We start from the raw sequence: 16891 nt of genomic DNA, 5'->3' as shown, positions 1-16891 counted from the left end.
ACTCCCCTGTCAGCCAACCGACTGGATCGAGGTGGGCGGTTCGCCGAGGTAGGCGGCCATGGAGTCGTCCAGCGCGTGCAGCCAGGGCGTGTGATGGGGCGGCGACTGGGTGCCGGTCATCAGCGAGCGGTAGGACTTGTCGCGATAACCCATGATGTCTTCGGCCTTGTCATGCTTCCAGTGCAGGAAGGTGTCGTTGACCGCGGCAATGTCGAAAGCGGGATAGTCGGTGGCGTCCACCAGTTGCTGGATATAGGCGCCCTGGTACTCGAACATCTGCTGGTTGGTTTCCAGGGTCTGTTCGCGTTCGTGCCATTGCCGGCTGTCGGCGACCATCTCGGCGTGGGACGGCAGGGCGATGCGCCCGAGGATGACGTCGCGGGCGTACCAGGCCTGGGCGTCGAACATGTTGAAGGAGTACCACTGGTCCTGCATGCCGAGGTAGATCATCCGTGGGTTGGCTTCCCAGAACACGCCCTTGTACAGGTTCATCGGCCACAGGCGATTGTCAGTCTTGAGGCAGAGTTCGTCCGGCAGGAACGGGAAGTGATGCTTGTAGCCGGTGCAGAGGATCACCGCGTCGATGTGTTTGCTGCTGCCGTCGGCAAAATAGGCGCGGTTGTGTTCCAGGCGTTGCAGCAGTGGTTTTTCCTCCCAGTTGGCCGGCCATTGGTAGCCCATCGGCGCGCTGCGGTAGCAACTGGTGATGCTCCGGGCACCGTATTTGTAGCACTGCGAGCCGATGTCCTCGGCCGAGTAGCTGCTGCCTACGATCAGCAGGTCCTTGCCCTTGAATTCCAGCGCCTCGCGAAAGTCATGGGCGTGCAGGATGCGTCCGGCGAACTGCTCGAAGCCCTCGAAGTGCGGCACCTTGGGCGTGGAAAAGTGGCCGCAGGCGTTGATCACATAGTCGAAGGTCTCGCTGGTCTGCAAATCCAGGTTGTGGTCATGGGCGCGGACGGTGAAGCGACCGCTGGCGGCGTCGAAGCTGACCTGGCGCACCACGTTGTTGAAGCGGATGTACGGGCGCACCCCGGCTTTTTCCACGCGGCCCTTGATGTAGTCCCAGAGCACTTCCCGTGGCGGGTAGGAGCCGATGGGGCGGCCGAAATGCTCTTCAAAGGTGTAGTCGGCGAACTCCAGGCACTCCTTCGGGCCGTTCGACCACAGGTAGCGGTACATGCTGCCGTGCACCGGCTCGCCGTTTTCGTCGAGGCCGGTGCGCCAGGTGTAGTTCCACATGCCGCCCCAGTCGCTCTGCTTCTCGTAGCAGACCAGTTCGGGGATCTCGGCGCCCTGGTCGCGGGCCGACTGGAAGGCTCGCAGTTGCGCCATGCCGCAAGGGCCGGCGCCGATGATTGCCACGCGTAAAGTCATGATCGTGCCTCGTAATGATGGAGTCGGCGCTCAGCGAAAAATCACTGTCTTGTCCTGGTTGATGAAGACCCGGTGTTCCAGGTGGTATTTCAGCGCCTTGGAAAGCGCGACGGTTTCGGTGTCGCGGCCGATGGCGACCAGCGAGTCGGGCCGGTGGGTGTGGTCGACGCGCTGGATTTCCTGCTCGATGATCGGGCCTTCGTCGAGGTCGCTGGTGACGTAGTGGGCGGTGGCGCCGATCAGCTTGACGCCACGCTCGTAGGCCTGGTGATAGGGCTTGGCACCCTTGAAACCGGGCAGGAACGAGTGGTGGATATTGATCGCGCGGCCCGACAGCTGGCGGCACAGGTCGTCGGAGAGGATCTGCATGTAGCGGGCGAGCACCACCAGGTCGGTGCGGGTTTCCTCGACGATGCGCAGCAGTTCGGCTTCCTGCCCGGCCTTGCTGTCCTTGGTCACCGGCAGGTAGATGAAGCGGATGCCTTCGCGCTCGGCCATCGGCCGCAGGTCCAGGTGGTTGGAGACCACGGCGGTGATGGTCATGTCCATCTCGCCCTTGCGGTGGCGGTAGAGCAGGTCGGTCAGGCAATGGTCGAACTTGCTGACCATCAGCAGCACCCGGGTCGGTTCGGCGCCGCTGAACAGTTCCCATTGCATGTCGAAGCCGCCGGCCAGGCCGCCGAGGCCTTCGCGCAATGCGCCGATATCGGCGCGCGCAGCTTTGTTGAAGCGGAACACCGCGCGCATGAAGAAACGCCCGGTGAACTCATCGTCGAACTGCGCCAGCTCGCTGATGTAGCAGTTGTGCCCGGCCAGGCACGAGGTGATCGCCGCGACGATGCCGGAAGTGGCCGGACAGGTGATCTTGAGAATGTAGTGTGGCTGTGGATGGTCCATGGAAACTCCTGGGGTGGTTCAGCCCTTGGCGGTGCGTTTGCTTTTCTGCGGATCGTCGAAGGGCAGCGCGTGGCTGACGGCGCCGGTCTCCAGGCTGCCGCGCACCTGCACGGCGATACCCGGCACGGAGCAGGCGACGTTCATGCGCGCGATCGCCATGGAGCGTTTGCTCAAGCGCGAATACATGCCGCAGGTGACCACGCCGACCTGTTGGCCGCCTTGCCAGAGGCTGTCACCGGCCTCGGCGGCGCGTACGCCGTCGAGCAGCAGGCCAGTGATCTTGAAGCGCTCGCGGCCCTGTAGGCGGCGATGTTCCTCGGCACCGCGAAAGTCGCGTTTTTCCGGCGAGACGGTGAACTCCAGGCCCATTTCCCAGAGCGTGTCGCCGGGCTTCTCGTCGGCGAAGGGGTACATCTGCGAGTTGTCATAGGGGAAGAACATCAGCGAGCTTTCCACCCGCAACCAGTCCAGGGCGGTAAAGGCGCAGGGGATGATGCCCAGGCCCGCGCCCTGGTCGAGGATCCGGTCCCAGAGCCAGGGCGCATCGGCGGCCTTGCAGAAGATCTCGTAGCCGCGCTCGCCGGTGTAGCCGGTGCGTGAGATCATCACCGGACGCTCGAACAGGCGGGTTTGCAGGTGGTGGAAGTAGGGCAGTTGGCGAATGCCGGGCACGTGCTCGGCAAGAAAGTCCACTGCCAGCGGGCCTTGCAACGACAGGTCGTGCAGGTCGTCGTCGAACAGCACCGCGACCTGCCGGCCCTGGGCCGAGCGCACCAGCATCTCATGGCCGCTGCCGGCGCCATGCACCACCATGAAGGCGTTGGGCCCGGTGCGATAGACGATGCAGTCGTCGACGAACTTGCCGTCCTCGTCGAGCATCGAGGCGTACACCGATTTGCCCGGATACAGCTTGCTGATATCGCGGGTGGTCGCCCATTGCAGCAGGCTCTCGGCGTGCGGGCCGACGTAGTGGACTTTTTTCAGTCCGGACACGTCCATCAACCCGGCGCGGGTGCGGATCGCCTCGTGGTGATCGGCGAGGTCGCTGGCGTAGGTCCAGGCGGTGCCCATGCCGTTCCAGTCTTCCAGGTTCGAGCCGAGTGCGCGGTGGCGCTCGGCGAGTGCGGATATGCGCCATGAATGAGCCATATGCAGGTCCTTGTCGGTCAAAGGTGAGTAGGGGATCAACGCGATCAGGCGTCGGGGTCGAAGCGGCTCAGCCACTTGACCAGGGTCTCTCGGTAACGGCTCATGCCCTTGTAGTCGGCGATCGGTTCGGGCAGGTCGCGCAGCACGCGGTGCAGGCGGCAACCCCAGCCGGGCTGGCTGACCAGTTCGTCGAGGCTGATCAGGTAGGTGCGGATGCTGAACATCAGGCCATTGCTGCGCGGCAGGCGCGCCATCAGTTGCAATTCGACCCGCAGGTGCACCAGGCGCCCGGCGTTTTCCGCCGTCACGCTGCCGCGGTCGGCGCCCCATTCGTGGAAGGTTTCCGGTGAGGAGTCGAGGCGCGGGTTGATCGTCAGCGTCCAGTTCAGGCGCCGTACCGGCTGGCCCACCGGCACATTGAGCAGGTACTTCAGGGCCCGCTCGAAGATGCCCATCTGGTGGGCCATGGGCACCGGCGAATGCCATTGCTTGAAGCTCATCCCGGCATCGAAGGCCAGCGACCAGTCCGCCGGGCTGGTGACCATGCCGGCATCCATGAACAGATCGCCGTCGCGCTGGTCGAGCAGGGCGAAGTCGCCCTGGACCTGGCGGGTGATGTACTCCAACGGTTCGCACGGCAGGCTCGTGGCATCGCCGAAGGTGAAGCGCTGGTCGATCGCCAGGGCCTTGTTGCGCCAGTGCCAGTGCCGGCCGTCGCGGTCGAGTTCGAACCACTGCGGATAAGCGTCGGCAAGTTTCTCCATCAGCATTTCCAGGGCGTCCCAGGCGGCTTCCTGCATATGCGGCAGCACCAGGTAGCGGCGCGGGTCCTGGTCCAGGACCCGGGCGCGTTCGGCCATTTCCGAGCGGTAGTGCTCGTCGATGTCGAACCAGTGTTCGTAGATCGAGCCGGGGTCCTTCGAGTTCGCCGGTTCGATGTTCACCGAGTAGAGATAGCTGTCCTCTGTGAAGGGGAACGGAAAGCGCTGGATGGCCTTGGCGCTGTTGCGAAAGCTGAACGGCTCTCGATAAGTCTGGAGTGGGCTGAATTGAACGGACATGGTCGACTCCTAGAGGTCTAGCAAAACCCGCGGGCCGCAGCCGCGCGATACACAGGGCATAAGGAACTCGGCCTGCTCGGCACGGCTGAGGAAGCTGTCGCGGTGTTCGATTGCGCCGTGCAGATGGCGGGTCTGGCACTGTCCACAGACGCCGCCACGACACAGGCTGGGCGGCGCGACGCCGGCGCTTTCCAGGGCCTCGAGCAGGCTCTGCCCGGCACCGACCTGGAGGCGCCGGCCGCTGCGGGCCAGTTCCAGTTCGAAGGGCTGGCCGGGCTGCGCGGCGCTGAAGGCTTCCCAATGCACGCGGCTGGCGGGCCAGCCCAGGCGGTTCGCGCTGTCCCGCACCGCTTCGAGCAGGCGCTGCGGACCGCAGCTGTAGACATGGCTGCCCAGGGGCCGGTCGCGCAGGATCGCCTGCAAATCGAAAGGCCTGCCCGCTGGGTAACAGCGCAGGTGCGGACCCAGGCGCTCCCGCAACTCGTCGAGATAGGCATCGGTCAGGCCCGGGCGGTAGAGGTAGTGCAGTTCGACATTCGCCTGGCGCCGTTGCAGGGCGTCGAGATAGGCCATGAACGGGGTGATGCCGATACCGCCGGCAATCAGGATGTGCAACTGCGCAGTCGGGTGCGGGGCGAACAGATTGGCCGGTGGCGAGATCGTCAGGCGGTCGCCGACTTCGACCTGCTGGTGCAGATAGCGCGAGCCACCCCGTGAGGCCTCTTGCAGACGCACGGCGATACGGTACTGGCGGTGGTCGGCCGGGTCGCCGGTCAGCGAGTAGGCGTTGCGCAGGGTCCGTTCGCCCAGCGGCAGGTGAACTTGCACATGGCTGCCCGAAGAGAAGCCCGGCAAGGTGCCGGTGCAAGGCACCAGGGTGAATTCGCGGACCAGGGGCGTGAGCAGGCGTGCCGCGCTCACCCGCACGTGCAGTGGCGCGCTCATGAGCCGGCTCCGGCGTAGGGGTGGTCGGCGTCGTCGCAGACCCCGAGGTAGGCGCCCAGGCGTTTGGAAAAGTGGGCGCGGATTCCCAGTTGCACCTGGCAACCGATGCAGTGGAGGCGGTCCGCCGCGCTGGCGGCCTGGGTCAGCCCGCAATGCACGCAATAGACCCGTCGACTGCCGGGGGTGCAGAGCGTCATGTCGATTTCGTCGTCGTGCAGCCCGGCACCGCGGGCCTGACCGTGGACCAGCCAGAGAAAGGTTTCGTCACCGAGGATGTACAGGTGGCAGCCGACCGTGGCATCGGCGAGCAGGTTGGTGAGGCGCGAGGGAAAGTCCCGGCCCTGGGCATTCAGCAGCAGCGGCTGCTCGAGGCCCTCGACAAAGGCCGTGCCGAGTGTCGTCGATTGCCTGACAACCAGGTGCCGGCGAGCTGCCTGGCGGGGCACGGGTTCCCGGTAGACGGGGAGGCTGTGAAGCCGGTCGGGGGCGGCGCTGGGTCTATCCATCATGTTGGCGTTCCTGGCTGACTTGTTTCTTGCTGGGGAAGATAGTTTCCCAGAAGGAAATTCCACTCAATCCGAAAGAAGCAGTACCTCTTTGGAGATAGCCCGTCGTTATTGGCCTGCGGGGCATGGAAGTTGCTCGCTTGCCAGCCAGGGTTGAGTCAGCGGACGGGGAGTCATCGACAGTGCGAACACGACCACAGTGGTGGGCCCGCTGGTTTCAGCGCGTGAGCCCCGGACAAGTCCGCCAGGTGCGCGGGCTGCTGGCCGAGTTGCCCCTGTGCCTGATGCACGCTGACGGTGCCTGGCCACGTCTGCTGGACCGTTTCGAAGCACTGTTGCCCGGTCACCGGCTGAACCTGATGCTCGGTGACGAGGACCTCGGCCCGTCCCGCAAGCAATTGACCCGTCTGTGCCAGGGCGAGGCGAACTGTCCCTGGCGCGGTGGCGCCGTCAGCGAGTTGCCGCAGCCGTGCCGGGCCTGTCAGCGGCACGGCACGTATCGCCTGCTCTGTGCCTTGCCGGAGGCGGACACGGTGCAGCGCGGCCTGTTGTTGCTCGATGCCCCGGGCCCGCTCGGGCGGACCTTGCGCCAACTGCTGGAAGAGACGGCGCGGGCGGTCGGGGTCACGGTGCAACTGCTGCGGCACAAGCGCGAGCAGCAGCGCAAGCACGCCACGTCCCAGTACGGCGCCCTGGCCCGCGAGCTGCATGACTCGGTGGCCCAGCAGTTGGGCTACTTGTCGTTCCAGGCGCGCCTGCTGCATTCGCGCCTGGGCGAGCCGGCACAGGTCGACGCCGCGCTGGGGGAGCTGCGCAGTGGCCTGAGCCAGTTGCAGCGCCAGGTCCGCGAACTGATCACCAGCGCCCGGCTGACCATGGACGGGCGTTCGTTGCGCCAGGCCCTGGCGGACTCGGTGGCGGAGTTTTCCCGGCGTTGCATCATCGTCTTCGAGCTGGACAACCGCCTGGCCGACGATGCCCTCAACCCGGAAACCGAATTGCAGATCCTGCAGATCATCCGCGAAGCCCTGGCCAACGCGGTGCGCCATTCCCATGCGCGGCACGTGCGCATCGAGCTGCGCCAGACTCAGGAGGGCGAGGTTTCGGTCGCGGTGGAGGATGATGGCATCGGGCTGAGCCAGGCCTGCGGCGAAGACAACCATTTCGGCCTGGAAATCATCCGCGAACGGGCCAGTAGCATTGGCGCGCGACTGTCCATTGAACCGATCCGCCCCCATGGTGTGCGCGTGCACCTGGGGCTTTCCCGCCACGCAGACGATCCCCAGGGGAGTTTCAATGGACTGCACGACCTTATTGTTGATCGATGATCATCCGCTGTTCCGCAAGGGGCTGGCGCAGTTGTTTGCCGCCAGTGACGATTTCGAGGTGGTGGGCCAGGCCGCCAGCGGTCGCGAAGGCATCAACCTGGCGCTGAGCCTGGCGCCGCAGCAGGTCCTGTTGGATTTGCACATGCCCGGCCTCAGCGGTTTGCAGGTGCTCGACGAGTTGCGCCAGTTGCGCCTCGGCTGCCAGATCGTGGTGCTGACGGCGTCGATGGACCGCGCCGAGCTGCTGGCGGCGCTGCGCCTGGGCGCCAATGGCTATGTGCTCAAGGAGACCGAGCCCGATGCGCTGCTGGCCTATATGCGCAATTGCAACAAGGGCGCGATTGTCCTCGACGACAGCCTGGTTTCGCTGTTGGCCGGGCAGGGTGAAGCCGCCCCGGCGCCACCGCGGGCGGACCCTGGCGGCCTGACCGAACGCGAGGGGCAGACCCTGGCATTGATCGCCGCCGGCATGAGCAACAAGCAGATCGCCCGGGAACTGGGGATCAGCGACGGCACGGTGAAGATCTACGTGAAAAATCTCCTGCAGAAGTTGAACCAGCACTCGCGCCTGGAACTGGCGGCCTGGGTGCACAACGCCGGGAGCGGGCGACAAGAGGAGCGTCATTAGTCATGGACAAGCGCGGATCACTGCTCGAAGCGTTGTTGACCGAGCCGGTCGAGGCGCTGCTGGACCACTTCCCGGTGGCGTTGCTGGAGCTCGGCGACGATGCGCGGATCACCCGCTGCAATAGCGCCTGGGTTGTCTTGATGGACCGGCCGGACGCCCAGCGCGCACTGATCGACTATGTGCATCAGGAGGATCGGCCGCTATGGCGGCAGGCGCTCCAGGCATTGCGCCGACGCCCCGAGACGGCCTTCAACCAGCGCCTGCGTTTCGTCCACCCTTCGGGCGAGTTGCGCTGGTTCGAGGTCAATCTCAAGCGCGGCGCCGAGGGTTTTTACCTGGCGGTCAGTGATGTCACCGCGCACAAACGTCGGGAAATTGCCCTGCAAGCCAGCCAGCGCAGCACCCAGAGCCTGCTCGACAGCATGCCCGGGCTGATTTACCGCGGGCGCAACAACCGCGACTGGACCATGGAGTTTGTCAGCGCCGGCTGCCTGCAACTGACCGGTTATCCGGCGCAGCGCCTGGTGGACAACCATGACTTCACCTACAACAGCCTGATTCATCCGCAGGATGCCGACTACGTCTGGCGCGAGGTGCAATACGCCTTGTCGCGGCAGGAGGCGTTCGAACTCAACTATCGGATTCGTTGCGCCGATCATTCGATCAAGACGGTGTGGGAGAAGGGGGTCGGGATCTATTCCGACAATCGCGAGGTACTGGGGATCGAGGGCGCGATTTTCGAGCGCAAGGCTCCGTGATCCCGTGCCGGCTATGAGACCTGCAGGAGCGAGCGTGCTCGCGCTGGTCGTCAACGCGAACACGGGCTGCCTGACACCCATTGCAACGTCACCTGCACCGCGAGCAATCGAACCTCGACCGCCTGTTCCTACAGTTGCGGTCGAGACCAGGACTCAGCGAAAGGCCGGCACCACCTGCTGGATAAACAGTTCCAGGGACTTTTTCTTTTCGGCGTGGGGCAGGCTGTTGTCGCACCAGAAGCTGTATTCATCGACCCCCAGTGCCTGGTAATAGCGGATCCGCTCGATGACTTCCTGTGGCGTGCCGATCATGGTGTTCTTGCGGATATTCTCCAGGGCGAATTCCGGCCGTTCGGCAAACTTTTCTTCCGGGCTTGGCGCCAGGAAGCCGTTGACCGGCACCTGCTTGTTGCCGAACCAGGCGTCGAAGGTCCGATAGAATTTCGAGATCGCCGTGGCCCCGACTTTCCAGCCTTCGGGATCGTCGACCGCATGCACGTGGGTGTGGCGCAGCACCATCAGTTGCGGGCGCGGCACCTCGGGGTTGTTGTCCAGCGCGGCCTGGAACTTGTTCTTCAGGTCCAGCACCTCCTCGTCGCCCTTCATCAAGGGCGTGACCATCACGTTGCAGCCATTGGCCACGGCGAAGTTGTGCGAGTCCGGGTCGCGGGCGGCGATCCACATCGGCGGGTTGGGCTTCTGGATCGGCTTGGGGACGCTGGTGGAGGTAGGGAACTTCCAGATCTCGCCGTCGTGGGCATAGTCGCCTTGCCACAGGGCGCGTACCACCGGAACCATTTCCCGCAACGCCTGGCCACCGGAGGAGGCCGGCATGCCGCCGGCCATGCGATCGAATTCCACCTGGTAGGCGCCACGGGCCAGGCCGACTTCCATCCGGCCATTGCTGATCACATCCAGCAGGGCACATTCCCCGGCGACCCGCAACGGGTGCCAGAAAGGCGCGATGATGGTGCCGGCGCCCAGGTGAATGGTGCTGGTCTTGGCGGCGAGATAGGCCAGCAGCGGCATCGGGCTCGGCGAAATGGTGTATTCCATGGCGTGGTGCTCGCCGATCCAGACGGTGCTGAAACCGCCGGCCTCGGCCAGCAGGGTCAGCTCGCTGAGGTCTTCGAACAGCTGGCGATGACTGACACTTTCGTCCCAGCGCTCCATATGGATGAAGAGGGAAAACTTCATGACGCTTACCTCGGGTTTTTGTTGTTGGCCGGCAGGTCTGGCGGCTGAACTGTTGGTATACCGTAATACTGTTTGTTGCCGTGAAGCAAGGACCGTTTGCCGGTCGGCGCCATGGCTCAGGCGAGCACGGGCAGGGCACCCATCTTGCCGTGGCAGTAGATCATCGGGCCGGCGTCCTGGCGGGGAACGATCAGGTTCTTCACCGCGCCGACCATGATCGCGTGGTCGCCGCCTTCATACTCGCGCCACAGTTCGCACTCGATGATGGCGCTGGCGTTGGGCAGCAGCGGGTTGCCCAGTTCGCTCAAGGTCCATTCGATGCCCTGGGCCTTGTCCTTGCCCTTGCGAGCGAAGGCATAGGCTTCGTGCTGCTGGCCTCCGGACAGCACATGAATGGCGAAACGCTTGTTCCTGATCAGCAGCGGATAGGAGTCGGAGCTGTAGTTGGGACAGAACAGCACCAGGGCCGGCTCCATGGACAGGGAGCTGAAGGCGCTGGCAGTGAGCCCCACCACCTGGCCGTCGTCATCCAGGGTGGTGATCACGGTGACCCCGGAAGGGAACGAGCCCATGACTTGTTTGTAGATGGCGGCATCGATCATTGCACGGTCCTCGGCTGGCTGAAACGGCTTTTTAGCTGTTTTCAAGTATTATGGTATACCGTAATACCATCCTTGCAAGCGCTTTTTTCCAAGGCCCCGGGGTATGCCGAATTCGTCATCGGTCCGGTCTAAAGCGATCAAGCCGCGCGCCCGGGAATAAGCCAGTCTGGAGCGTCTGTTCGAGGAGTTGACGATGATCCGACTGTCCCTGGCCGAAGCTCGCGAGCTGGCCGAATCGATCTTGCTGCATAACGGTTTCAACCTTGCCCACGCCCGCGCGGTGAGCGCCACGGTGCTTGCCGGCGAGCGTGATGGCTGTGCTTCCCATGGCCTGTATCGGCTGTTGGGCTGCGTGAATTCCCTCAGGGCCGGCAAGGTGGCCGCCGCGGCCGAACCGCGGGTCATCGACCAGGCGCCGTCCATTGTGCGGGTCGATGCGGCGGGTGGTTTCTCCCAGCTGGCGTTCCAGGCGGGCCTGCCGTTGCTGCGGGACAAAGCCCGGGCCAACGGGATTGCGGCCCTGGCGATCAATCACTGTGTGCATTTCTCCGCGCTCTGGGTCGAGATCGAACAACTGACCGCCGCCGGCCTCGTCGCGCTGGCCTGCACACCCAGCCATGCCTGGGTCGCGCCGGCGGGCGGGAGCCAGCCGGTGTTTGGCACCAATCCCATTGCCTTCGGCTGGCCGCGTCCGGGCCATGATCCGTTTGTCTTCGATTTCGCCACCAGCGCGACGGCCCGTGGCGAGATCGAGTTGCACCGCCGTGCCGGCAAGGCGATCCCCGAAGGCTGGGGCGTGGATGCGCAGGGACAGTCGAGTACCGATGCGAACGTGGTACTCGATAGCGGCGCGATGTTGACGTTCGGCGGGCACAAGGGCTCGGCGTTGGCGGCCATGGTGGAACTGATCGCCGGGCCTTTGATCGGTGACCTGACCAGTGCCGAGTCGCTGGCCCACGACGCCGGCAGCAAGTCGTCGCCCTACCATGGCGAACTGATCATCGCATTCGATCCGCGGCGCTTTCTCGGTGCGGCCACCGAGCAACACCTGGCCCGTGCCGAAGCCCTGTTCGAGAATATCCAGGGGCAGGGCGCGCGCTTGCCGTCGCAACGACGTTATGAGGCGCGAGCGCGCAGCCTGGTGGAAGGGGTGCAGATCCCCGAGGCGCTGTACAACGATCTGAAAGCACTGCTGGCCTGAGTGCATAAGGGCGCCATCGGTCTGGCCGATGGCGCGCTTTTTTTCAGAGTGCCGCGCGCTGGCTGGTGCCGTCGACCAGGCGATTGATAGCCAGCGGGTTGGCATTTTGCAGGGCTTCGGGGAGCAAGGCATCCGGGCAGTTCTGGTAGCACACCGGGCGCAGGAAACGTTCGATGGCCAGGCTGCCGACCGACGTGCCGCGGGCATCGGAAGTGGCCGGGTAAGGCCCGCCATGGACCATGGCGTCAGCGACTTCGACACCGGTCGGATAGCCATTGAACAACACCCGGCCGACCTTTTGCTCCAGCAGCGGCAGCAGCGCGGCGTGGCTTTGCAGATCGCCGGCCTCGGCGATCAGCGTGGCGCTGAGCTGACCCTGTAAAGCCTGGACTGCCTGTTGCAGCTCGGCTGGGTCGGCCACTTCAACGATGACTGTGGTGGGGCCGAAGACTTCTTCCTGTAACAGCGGATCGCCGTTGAGCAGCAGTCGGACCTCGGCCTTGAACAGTTGTGGCTGTGCCTGGTTGCCCTGCTGGACCTTGCCGGCCAGATGGCTGATGCCGGGATGATCGAGCAAGGCCTGCACGCCGTTGCGGTAACTGCGCAGGGTGCCGGCGTTGAGCATGGTTTGCGCCGGCTGTTCGTTGATCAAGGTACTGAGCAGTGCCGTGAACGCGCAGAAGCGTGGCGAGCGAATGCCGATTACCAGTCCCGGATTGGTACAGAACTGACCGCAACCCTGCACCACCGAAGCCGCCAGTTCACTGGCGATGTTCTCGCCGCGCACTTGCAAGGCTTCGGGCAACACCAGTACCGGATTGATGCTGCTCATTTCGGCGAACACCGGAATTGGCTGTGGCCGCGCGGCGGCCATATCGCAGAGCGCGCGGCCGCCCGCCAGCGAGCCGGTGAAGCCGACGGCCTGGATCGCCGGGTGCTTGACCAGGGCTTCACCGACACCGGCGCCGTAGATCATGTTGAACACGCCCTTGGGCATATCGGTCTGCTCGGCGGCGCGGATGATCGCGTCGGCCACCCGTTCGGCGGTGGCCATATGCCCACTGTGGGCCTTGAACACCACCGGGCAGCCAGCGGCCAGGGCGGCCGCGGTATCGCCGCCGGCGGTGGAGAAGGCCAGCGGGAAATTGCTCGCACCGAACACCGCGACCGGACCGACACCGATCCGGTACTGGCGCAGATCGACCCTGGGCAGCGGCTGGCGTTCGGGCAATGCGCGGTCGATGCGCGCGCCATAGAAATCACCCCGGCGCAGTACCTGCGCGAACAGGCGCAGCTGGCCGCTGGTGCGCGCGCGTTCGCCCTGGATCCGAGCGCTTGGCAGAGCCGTCTCGCGGGTGACCAGGGTGACGAAATCATCGCCCAGGGCATCCAGCTGCGCGGCGATGGCCTCGAGAAACTCCGCGCGCCGGCTGGCCGACAGCGTGCGAAAGAGCGGGTAGGCCGCCGCGGCGGCTTGGGCGGCGGCGCCTACTTCCTCAGGGGTGGCTTGGGTGAAAACGAAGGGCAGGGGCTCACCGCTGCCGGCGTCATGACTGTGCAGGGTGATAGTGCCGGCGGCGCTGCGCGCACCGCCGATGTAGTTGTGGCCGATGATCTCGGACATGGGACACTCCTGTCGGAAAAAACTCAGAGACCGACGTCCGGCAAGTGCGGACGATTGGCCATCGCCTTGGCCATGATCCGCTCGACGAACAGCCGATCGGCTTCCGGCAGGGCCAGGCGGGGCGGACGGGTCAGGGCGCTGCCGCGACCGGCGATGGCCTCGCACAACTTGATGCACTGCACCAGGTCGGCACGGGCGTCGAGGTGCAGGATCGGCATCAGCCATTCGTAGATCGGCATGGCTTCGGCGAAGCGCCCGGCCTTGGCCAGGCGGAAGATGGTTTCGCCCTCGACCGGGAACACGTTGGACATGCCCGAGACCCAGCCTTCGGCACCCACCGCGATGCTTTCCAGCACCACATCGTCGAGGCCGGCGAACAGCACGAAGCGGTCGCCGACTTCATTGCGCACGTCGATGAAACGCCGGGTGTCGCCCGAAGAGTCCTTGAAGCACACCACGTTGTCGCAGTCGGCCAGGGAAATCAGGATGTCCGGGGTCACGTCGTTTTTGTAGATCGGCGGGTTGTTGTAGACCATCAGCGGCACGTCGGCGTTTTTCGCCACATAGCGATAGTGCTCGGCGGTCTCGAACGGCTTGGAACCGTAGACCAGCGCCGGCATCAGCATCACGCCGTCGACCCCGGCTTTGCGCACGGCGTTGGCGACCTTGGCCGCCTGCACGCTGGTGAACTCGGCGACGCCGCAGATCACCGGCACGCGGCCGCGGGAAGCGTCCACCGCGACTTCGGTCACGGCGATCTTTTCTTCGGCGCTCAGCGAGGTGTTTTCCCCCACCGAGCCGCAGACCACCAGGCCGGAGACGCCGTCACGGATGACGTTGGAGATCACCTGGTGGGTCTTTTCCAGGTTGATGGAGAAGTCGTCGTTGAATTGAGTGGTGACCGCCGGGAAGACGCCGCTCCAGTTGATGCGTTTGCTCATGATGTACTCCAGTGGGTTAACGTATTTCGTATACGATATTTTAAGTGAAAAAAATAGACCAGTATTTTTTCGCCGGGCGCCGCGTAGGCACTGCCGGTTTGTCGCAATCAGCTGTCCAGCCGTGGTGTTGGCGCTCAGGCACCGGGCCAGGTGTCCGACAACCGGTAGCCTTGTGGCCAGGGATCGCTCGGGTCGAGCAGCAACTGATGGGTGCCGGTGATCCAGGCCCGGCCGGACAGGCATGGGTAGATCGCCGGACGCCCGGCCACTTCGGTCAGGGAATCGATGCGGCAATGGAATTCCGAGCCGATGATCGAGCGCCCGATAAAACGTTCGCCGACCTGCAGCAAGCCCTTGGCCCGCAGTACCGCCATGCGCGCCGAGCAACCGGTGCCACAGGGCGAGCGGTCGATCTTGCCGGGGCGGATCACCACGGCGTTGGCGCCGCTGGCAACGCCGTTCTCGTAGACCACCGGCGCGGCGATCTGGCAGAAGGAGATATGCGACCAGTCCGGGTTCAGCGGGTGGACGAAGCCCAGTTGCTCGTTGGCGGCGCGGGTGATCTTCAGGCCGATCTCGACCATGTCCCTGGCTTCGTCGGGGCGAATGGCAAAGCCCAGGCGCTGGGCATCGACAATGGCGAAGCTGTCACCGCCATAGGCGGTGTCGACCTGGACCGAACCCAGGCCCTCGACTTCGATCCAGGCGTCGAGGCGGTCGGCGAACGATGGCACGTTCTTGATTTCCACGCGCTGGACCTTGCCGTCCCTGCACTCGGCCACGGCTTCGATCAGCCCGCCGGGGGCTTCGAGGACCAACCGGGTCTGCGGTTCGCTCATCGGCAGGATGCCGCTGTCGAGCAGCACGGTGGCCACGCACAACGAGTTGGACCCGGACATCGGCGGGGTATCGGCCGGCTCCATGATGATCCAGGCCATCTGCGCCCGCGGGTCCTTGGCCGGCACCAGCAGGTTGACGTGGCGGAACACCCCGCCGCGGGGTTCGTTGAGGACGAAATTGCGCAGGGTTTGATCCTCGGCGATCCAGCGCGACTGTTCCCACACGCTGGCCCCGGGCGGCGGGGCGACGCCGCCGACAATCACATCGCCGACTTCACCTTCGGCGTGGCAACTGACCACATGAACGATTTTCGATGAACGCATTGCATACACCTCTTCTTGTGTCTGTTCACCGTCCTGTAGGAGCAGTGCTTGCCCGCGAACCGCCGAAGGCGGCCATTCAGCTCGTGTTTGCGGTGCCTGTGCCGGCCTCTTCACGAGCAAGCCCTGCTCCCACAGGGGAGCGGTTATTTCACTGATTTGAGGAACGCCGCCGTTTCCGGCTGCACGGGGTTGCCGATGACCTGGTCGGGCGCGCCGATCTCGTGCACCAGGCCGTTGCGAAAGAACGCCACGCGGTCGGAGACATCCCGGGCAAAGCGGATTTCATGGGTCACCAGGACCATGGTCATGCCGTCTTCGGCGAGCATGCGCATGGTGTCCAGCACCTCGCCCACCAGTTGCGGGTCGAGGGCCGAGGTGGCTTCGTCGAACAGCATGTAGTCCGGCGACATGGCCAGGGCGCGAGCAATCGCCATGCGCTGTTGCTGGCCGCCGGAGAGCTTGCCGGGGAAGGTCTTGAGCTTGTCGCCGAGGCCCACGTGGGTCAGTTGCCGGACCGCCAGTTCCTCGGCTTCCTGCCTGCTCTTGCCGAGCACCTTGCGCGGCGCCAGCATCACGTTCTCCAGCACGGTCAGGTGCGGGAAGGCGTTCCATTGCTGGAACACGATGCCGATCCGCTGGCGCAGGCGGTTGAGGTCGGTGGCCTTGTCGTGGACCTCGATGCCGTCGACACGCACGCTGCCCTTGTGAATCGATTCCAGGCCGTTGATGCACATCAGCAGGGTCGACTTGCCGGAGCCGGAGCCGCCGATGATCGAGACCACCTCGCCTTTGTTCACCGTCAGGCTGACGCCCTTGACCACTTCCAGGTCGCCGAAGGATTTGTGTACGTTGTCGATCTCAATCATTTTCTTGCCACCTTCTTTCCAGACGAGCGCCGAGGCGAGCGACCACCAGGCTCATGACGTAGTAGATAAGGCCCGCGATGCACAGCACCAGCAGCGGTTCCTGGATGCGCGTGACGATGGTTTGCGAGGCGCGCAGCAGTTCGACGATGCCGATCCACATCACCAGCGCGGTGTCTTTCATCACCCCGAGTACCAGGTTCAGCCAGCCGGGGAACGCCACCCGCGTGGCCATCGGCAGGACGATCCAGCGCAGGTCCTGGAGGAAGCTCAGGCCCAGCGAGCGACTGGCCCGGCGCAGGGTCAGCGGCACCGACAGCACGCCACCGCGGACGATCTCGGTGAAGTACGCGGCGGTGTAGACCCCGAGCACGATGCAGCCGACGCTGAAGGCGCTGATATTCAGGCCGACGATGCTTTTCAGCGAATTGAACAAGACGAACTGGATCAGCAACGGCACGCTGCGAAACGCATCGAGTACCCAGGCCAGGGGCAGGCTGGCGCGCGGCAACAACGCCCGCAACAAGCCGAACAGCAGCCCGGCGACAGAGCCCAGGAGGATCGCCCAGAACGTCAGTTGCAGGGTGACCCAGGCGCCGTTGAGCAGGAACAGCAGGTCATTCCAGGAAAAGCTGGTGGAAAACATGGTCA

17 protein-coding genes are annotated in these 16891 nt (G+C 64.7%); 4 read left to right on the top strand and 13 right to left on the bottom strand.

The window, feature by feature from the left end; all coding sequences use genetic code 11:
* Positions 1-9: 9 nt before the first annotated feature.
* The 6 genes from M5B96_RS09200 to M5B96_RS09175 are packed head-to-tail and all read right to left on the bottom strand — an operon-like array spanning position 10 to position 5938.
* A complete protein-coding gene (locus M5B96_RS09200) occupies positions 10-1377 on the bottom strand; it encodes an NAD(P)-binding domain-containing protein (protein ID WP_248796367.1) in 1368 nt (455 codons plus the stop codon).
* Between the two features lie 30 nt (positions 1378-1407).
* Entirely contained in the window at positions 1408-2274 is an 867-nt protein-coding gene (gene purU, locus M5B96_RS09195) for a formyltetrahydrofolate deformylase (RefSeq protein WP_248796366.1), read from the bottom strand.
* An 18-nt stretch (positions 2275-2292) separates the two neighbouring features.
* Positions 2293-3423, bottom strand: coding sequence for an aminomethyltransferase family protein (locus tag M5B96_RS09190; RefSeq protein WP_248796365.1), 1131 nt, complete (start codon positions 3421-3423; stop codon positions 2293-2295).
* A 44-nt stretch (positions 3424-3467) separates the two neighbouring features.
* A complete protein-coding gene (locus tag M5B96_RS09185) occupies positions 3468-4484 on the bottom strand; it encodes a heme-dependent oxidative N-demethylase family protein (RefSeq protein ID WP_248796364.1) in 1017 nt (338 codons plus the stop codon).
* Between the two features lie 9 nt (positions 4485-4493).
* Positions 4494-5429 (bottom strand): PDR/VanB family oxidoreductase, encoded by a 936-nt coding sequence (locus tag M5B96_RS09180; RefSeq protein ID WP_248796363.1) that lies wholly within the window; start codon positions 5427-5429, stop codon positions 4494-4496.
* A complete protein-coding gene (locus M5B96_RS09175; protein ID WP_248796362.1) occupies positions 5426-5938 on the bottom strand; it encodes a dimethylamine monooxygenase subunit DmmA family protein in 513 nt (170 codons plus the stop codon). The genes M5B96_RS09180 and M5B96_RS09175 overlap by 4 nt, the downstream gene beginning before the upstream one ends.
* Before the next feature lie 221 nt (positions 5939-6159).
* Between M5B96_RS09175 and M5B96_RS09170 the strand changes: the two genes are divergently transcribed.
* Genes M5B96_RS09170 through M5B96_RS09160 form a run of 3 tightly spaced genes read left to right on the top strand, consistent with a single transcriptional unit; the run spans position 6160 to position 8649 of the window.
* Positions 6160-7263: an ATP-binding protein gene (locus M5B96_RS09170; RefSeq protein ID WP_248796361.1), complete on the top strand. Its 1104-nt coding sequence runs from the start codon at positions 6160-6162 to the stop codon at positions 7261-7263.
* Complete coding sequence (locus M5B96_RS09165) at positions 7232-7891, top strand: response regulator (RefSeq protein ID WP_248796360.1); 660 nt, start codon at positions 7232-7234, stop codon at positions 7889-7891. Before M5B96_RS09170 ends, M5B96_RS09165 begins: the two co-directional genes overlap by 32 nt.
* A gap of 2 nt (positions 7892-7893) precedes the next feature.
* Positions 7894-8649 carry a PAS domain-containing protein gene (locus M5B96_RS09160; RefSeq protein ID WP_248796359.1) on the top strand — a complete coding sequence of 252 codons (756 nt, stop codon included), beginning with the start codon at positions 7894-7896 and terminating at the stop codon, positions 8647-8649.
* Positions 8650-8802: 153 nt separating this feature from the next.
* On the opposite strand, the gene M5B96_RS09155 is transcribed toward M5B96_RS09160, so the two are convergent.
* Complete coding sequence (locus tag M5B96_RS09155; protein ID WP_248796358.1) at positions 8803-9846, bottom strand: LLM class flavin-dependent oxidoreductase; 1044 nt, start codon at positions 9844-9846, stop codon at positions 8803-8805.
* Positions 9847-9962: 116 nt separating this feature from the next.
* Positions 9963-10448 (bottom strand): flavin reductase family protein, encoded by a 486-nt coding sequence (locus M5B96_RS09150; RefSeq protein WP_248796357.1) that lies wholly within the window; start codon positions 10446-10448, stop codon positions 9963-9965.
* A gap of 193 nt (positions 10449-10641) precedes the next feature.
* On the opposite strand from M5B96_RS09150, the gene M5B96_RS09145 reads away from it, so the two are divergent.
* Complete coding sequence (locus M5B96_RS09145; RefSeq protein ID WP_248796356.1) at positions 10642-11649, top strand: Ldh family oxidoreductase; 1008 nt, start codon at positions 10642-10644, stop codon at positions 11647-11649.
* Positions 11650-11692: 43 nt separating this feature from the next.
* Here M5B96_RS09145 and M5B96_RS09140 read toward each other — a convergent pair whose 3' ends face one another.
* The 5 genes from M5B96_RS09140 to M5B96_RS09120 form a co-directional block, all read right to left on the bottom strand.
* Positions 11693-13273 carry an aldehyde dehydrogenase (NADP(+)) gene (locus tag M5B96_RS09140; RefSeq protein WP_248796355.1) on the bottom strand — a complete coding sequence of 527 codons (1581 nt, stop codon included), beginning with the start codon at positions 13271-13273 and terminating at the stop codon, positions 11693-11695.
* A gap of 23 nt (positions 13274-13296) precedes the next feature.
* Positions 13297-14214, bottom strand: a complete 918-nt coding sequence (locus tag M5B96_RS09135; RefSeq protein WP_248796354.1) for a dihydrodipicolinate synthase family protein — start codon at positions 14212-14214, stop codon at positions 13297-13299.
* 134 nt (positions 14215-14348) lie between these two features.
* On the bottom strand, positions 14349-15377 hold the full coding sequence (locus M5B96_RS09130) for a trans-3-hydroxy-L-proline dehydratase (RefSeq protein WP_248796353.1): 1029 nt from the start codon (positions 15375-15377) through the stop codon (positions 14349-14351).
* Positions 15378-15520: 143 nt separating this feature from the next.
* A complete protein-coding gene (locus M5B96_RS09125; protein ID WP_248796352.1) occupies positions 15521-16243 on the bottom strand; it encodes an amino acid ABC transporter ATP-binding protein in 723 nt (240 codons plus the stop codon).
* Complete coding sequence (locus M5B96_RS09120; protein WP_248796351.1) at positions 16236-16886, bottom strand: amino acid ABC transporter permease; 651 nt, start codon at positions 16884-16886, stop codon at positions 16236-16238. Before M5B96_RS09120 ends, M5B96_RS09125 begins: the two co-directional genes overlap by 8 nt.
* Between the last annotated feature and the right edge of the window lie 5 nt (positions 16887-16891).

It is taken from the genome of Pseudomonas sp. MWU13-2105 (assembly GCF_023242315.1).
Classification (GTDB): Bacteria; Pseudomonadota; Gammaproteobacteria; order Pseudomonadales; family Pseudomonadaceae; genus Aquipseudomonas.
This window is presented reverse-complemented; position numbering and strand designations above follow the sequence as displayed.

What these genes read in the sequence shown, in the direction of transcription:
- M5B96_RS09140 (WP_248796355.1), bottom strand. Translation starts at nt 13,273, where the DNA reads ATGTCCGAGATCATCGGCCACAACTACATCGGCGGTGCGCGCAGCGCC.
- M5B96_RS09165 (WP_248796360.1), top strand. Translation starts at nt 7,232, where the DNA reads ATGGACTGCACGACCTTATTGTTGATCGATGATCATCCGCTGTTCCGC.
- M5B96_RS09125 (WP_248796352.1), bottom strand. Translation starts at nt 16,243, where the DNA reads ATGATTGAGATCGACAACGTACACAAATCCTTCGGCGACCTGGAAGTG.
- M5B96_RS09160 (WP_248796359.1), top strand. Translation starts at nt 7,894, where the DNA reads ATGGACAAGCGCGGATCACTGCTCGAAGCGTTGTTGACCGAGCCGGTC.
- M5B96_RS09145 (WP_248796356.1), top strand. Translation starts at nt 10,642, where the DNA reads ATGATCCGACTGTCCCTGGCCGAAGCTCGCGAGCTGGCCGAATCGATC.
- purU (WP_248796366.1), bottom strand. Translation starts at nt 2,274, where the DNA reads ATGGACCATCCACAGCCACACTACATTCTCAAGATCACCTGTCCGGCC.
- M5B96_RS09200 (WP_248796367.1), bottom strand. Translation starts at nt 1,377, where the DNA reads ATGACTTTACGCGTGGCAATCATCGGCGCCGGCCCTTGCGGCATGGCG.
- M5B96_RS09175 (WP_248796362.1), bottom strand. Translation starts at nt 5,938, where the DNA reads ATGATGGATAGACCCAGCGCCGCCCCCGACCGGCTTCACAGCCTCCCC.
- M5B96_RS09130 (WP_248796353.1), bottom strand. Translation starts at nt 15,377, where the DNA reads ATGCGTTCATCGAAAATCGTTCATGTGGTCAGTTGCCACGCCGAAGGT.
- M5B96_RS09120 (WP_248796351.1), bottom strand. Translation starts at nt 16,886, where the DNA reads ATGTTTTCCACCAGCTTTTCCTGGAATGACCTGCTGTTCCTGCTCAAC.
- M5B96_RS09180 (WP_248796363.1), bottom strand. Translation starts at nt 5,429, where the DNA reads ATGAGCGCGCCACTGCACGTGCGGGTGAGCGCGGCACGCCTGCTCACG.
- M5B96_RS09155 (WP_248796358.1), bottom strand. Translation starts at nt 9,846, where the DNA reads ATGAAGTTTTCCCTCTTCATCCATATGGAGCGCTGGGACGAAAGTGTC.
- M5B96_RS09190 (WP_248796365.1), bottom strand. Translation starts at nt 3,423, where the DNA reads ATGGCTCATTCATGGCGCATATCCGCACTCGCCGAGCGCCACCGCGCA.
- M5B96_RS09150 (WP_248796357.1), bottom strand. Translation starts at nt 10,448, where the DNA reads ATGATCGATGCCGCCATCTACAAACAAGTCATGGGCTCGTTCCCTTCC.
- M5B96_RS09185 (WP_248796364.1), bottom strand. Translation starts at nt 4,484, where the DNA reads ATGTCCGTTCAATTCAGCCCACTCCAGACTTATCGAGAGCCGTTCAGC.
- M5B96_RS09135 (WP_248796354.1), bottom strand. Translation starts at nt 14,214, where the DNA reads ATGAGCAAACGCATCAACTGGAGCGGCGTCTTCCCGGCGGTCACCACT.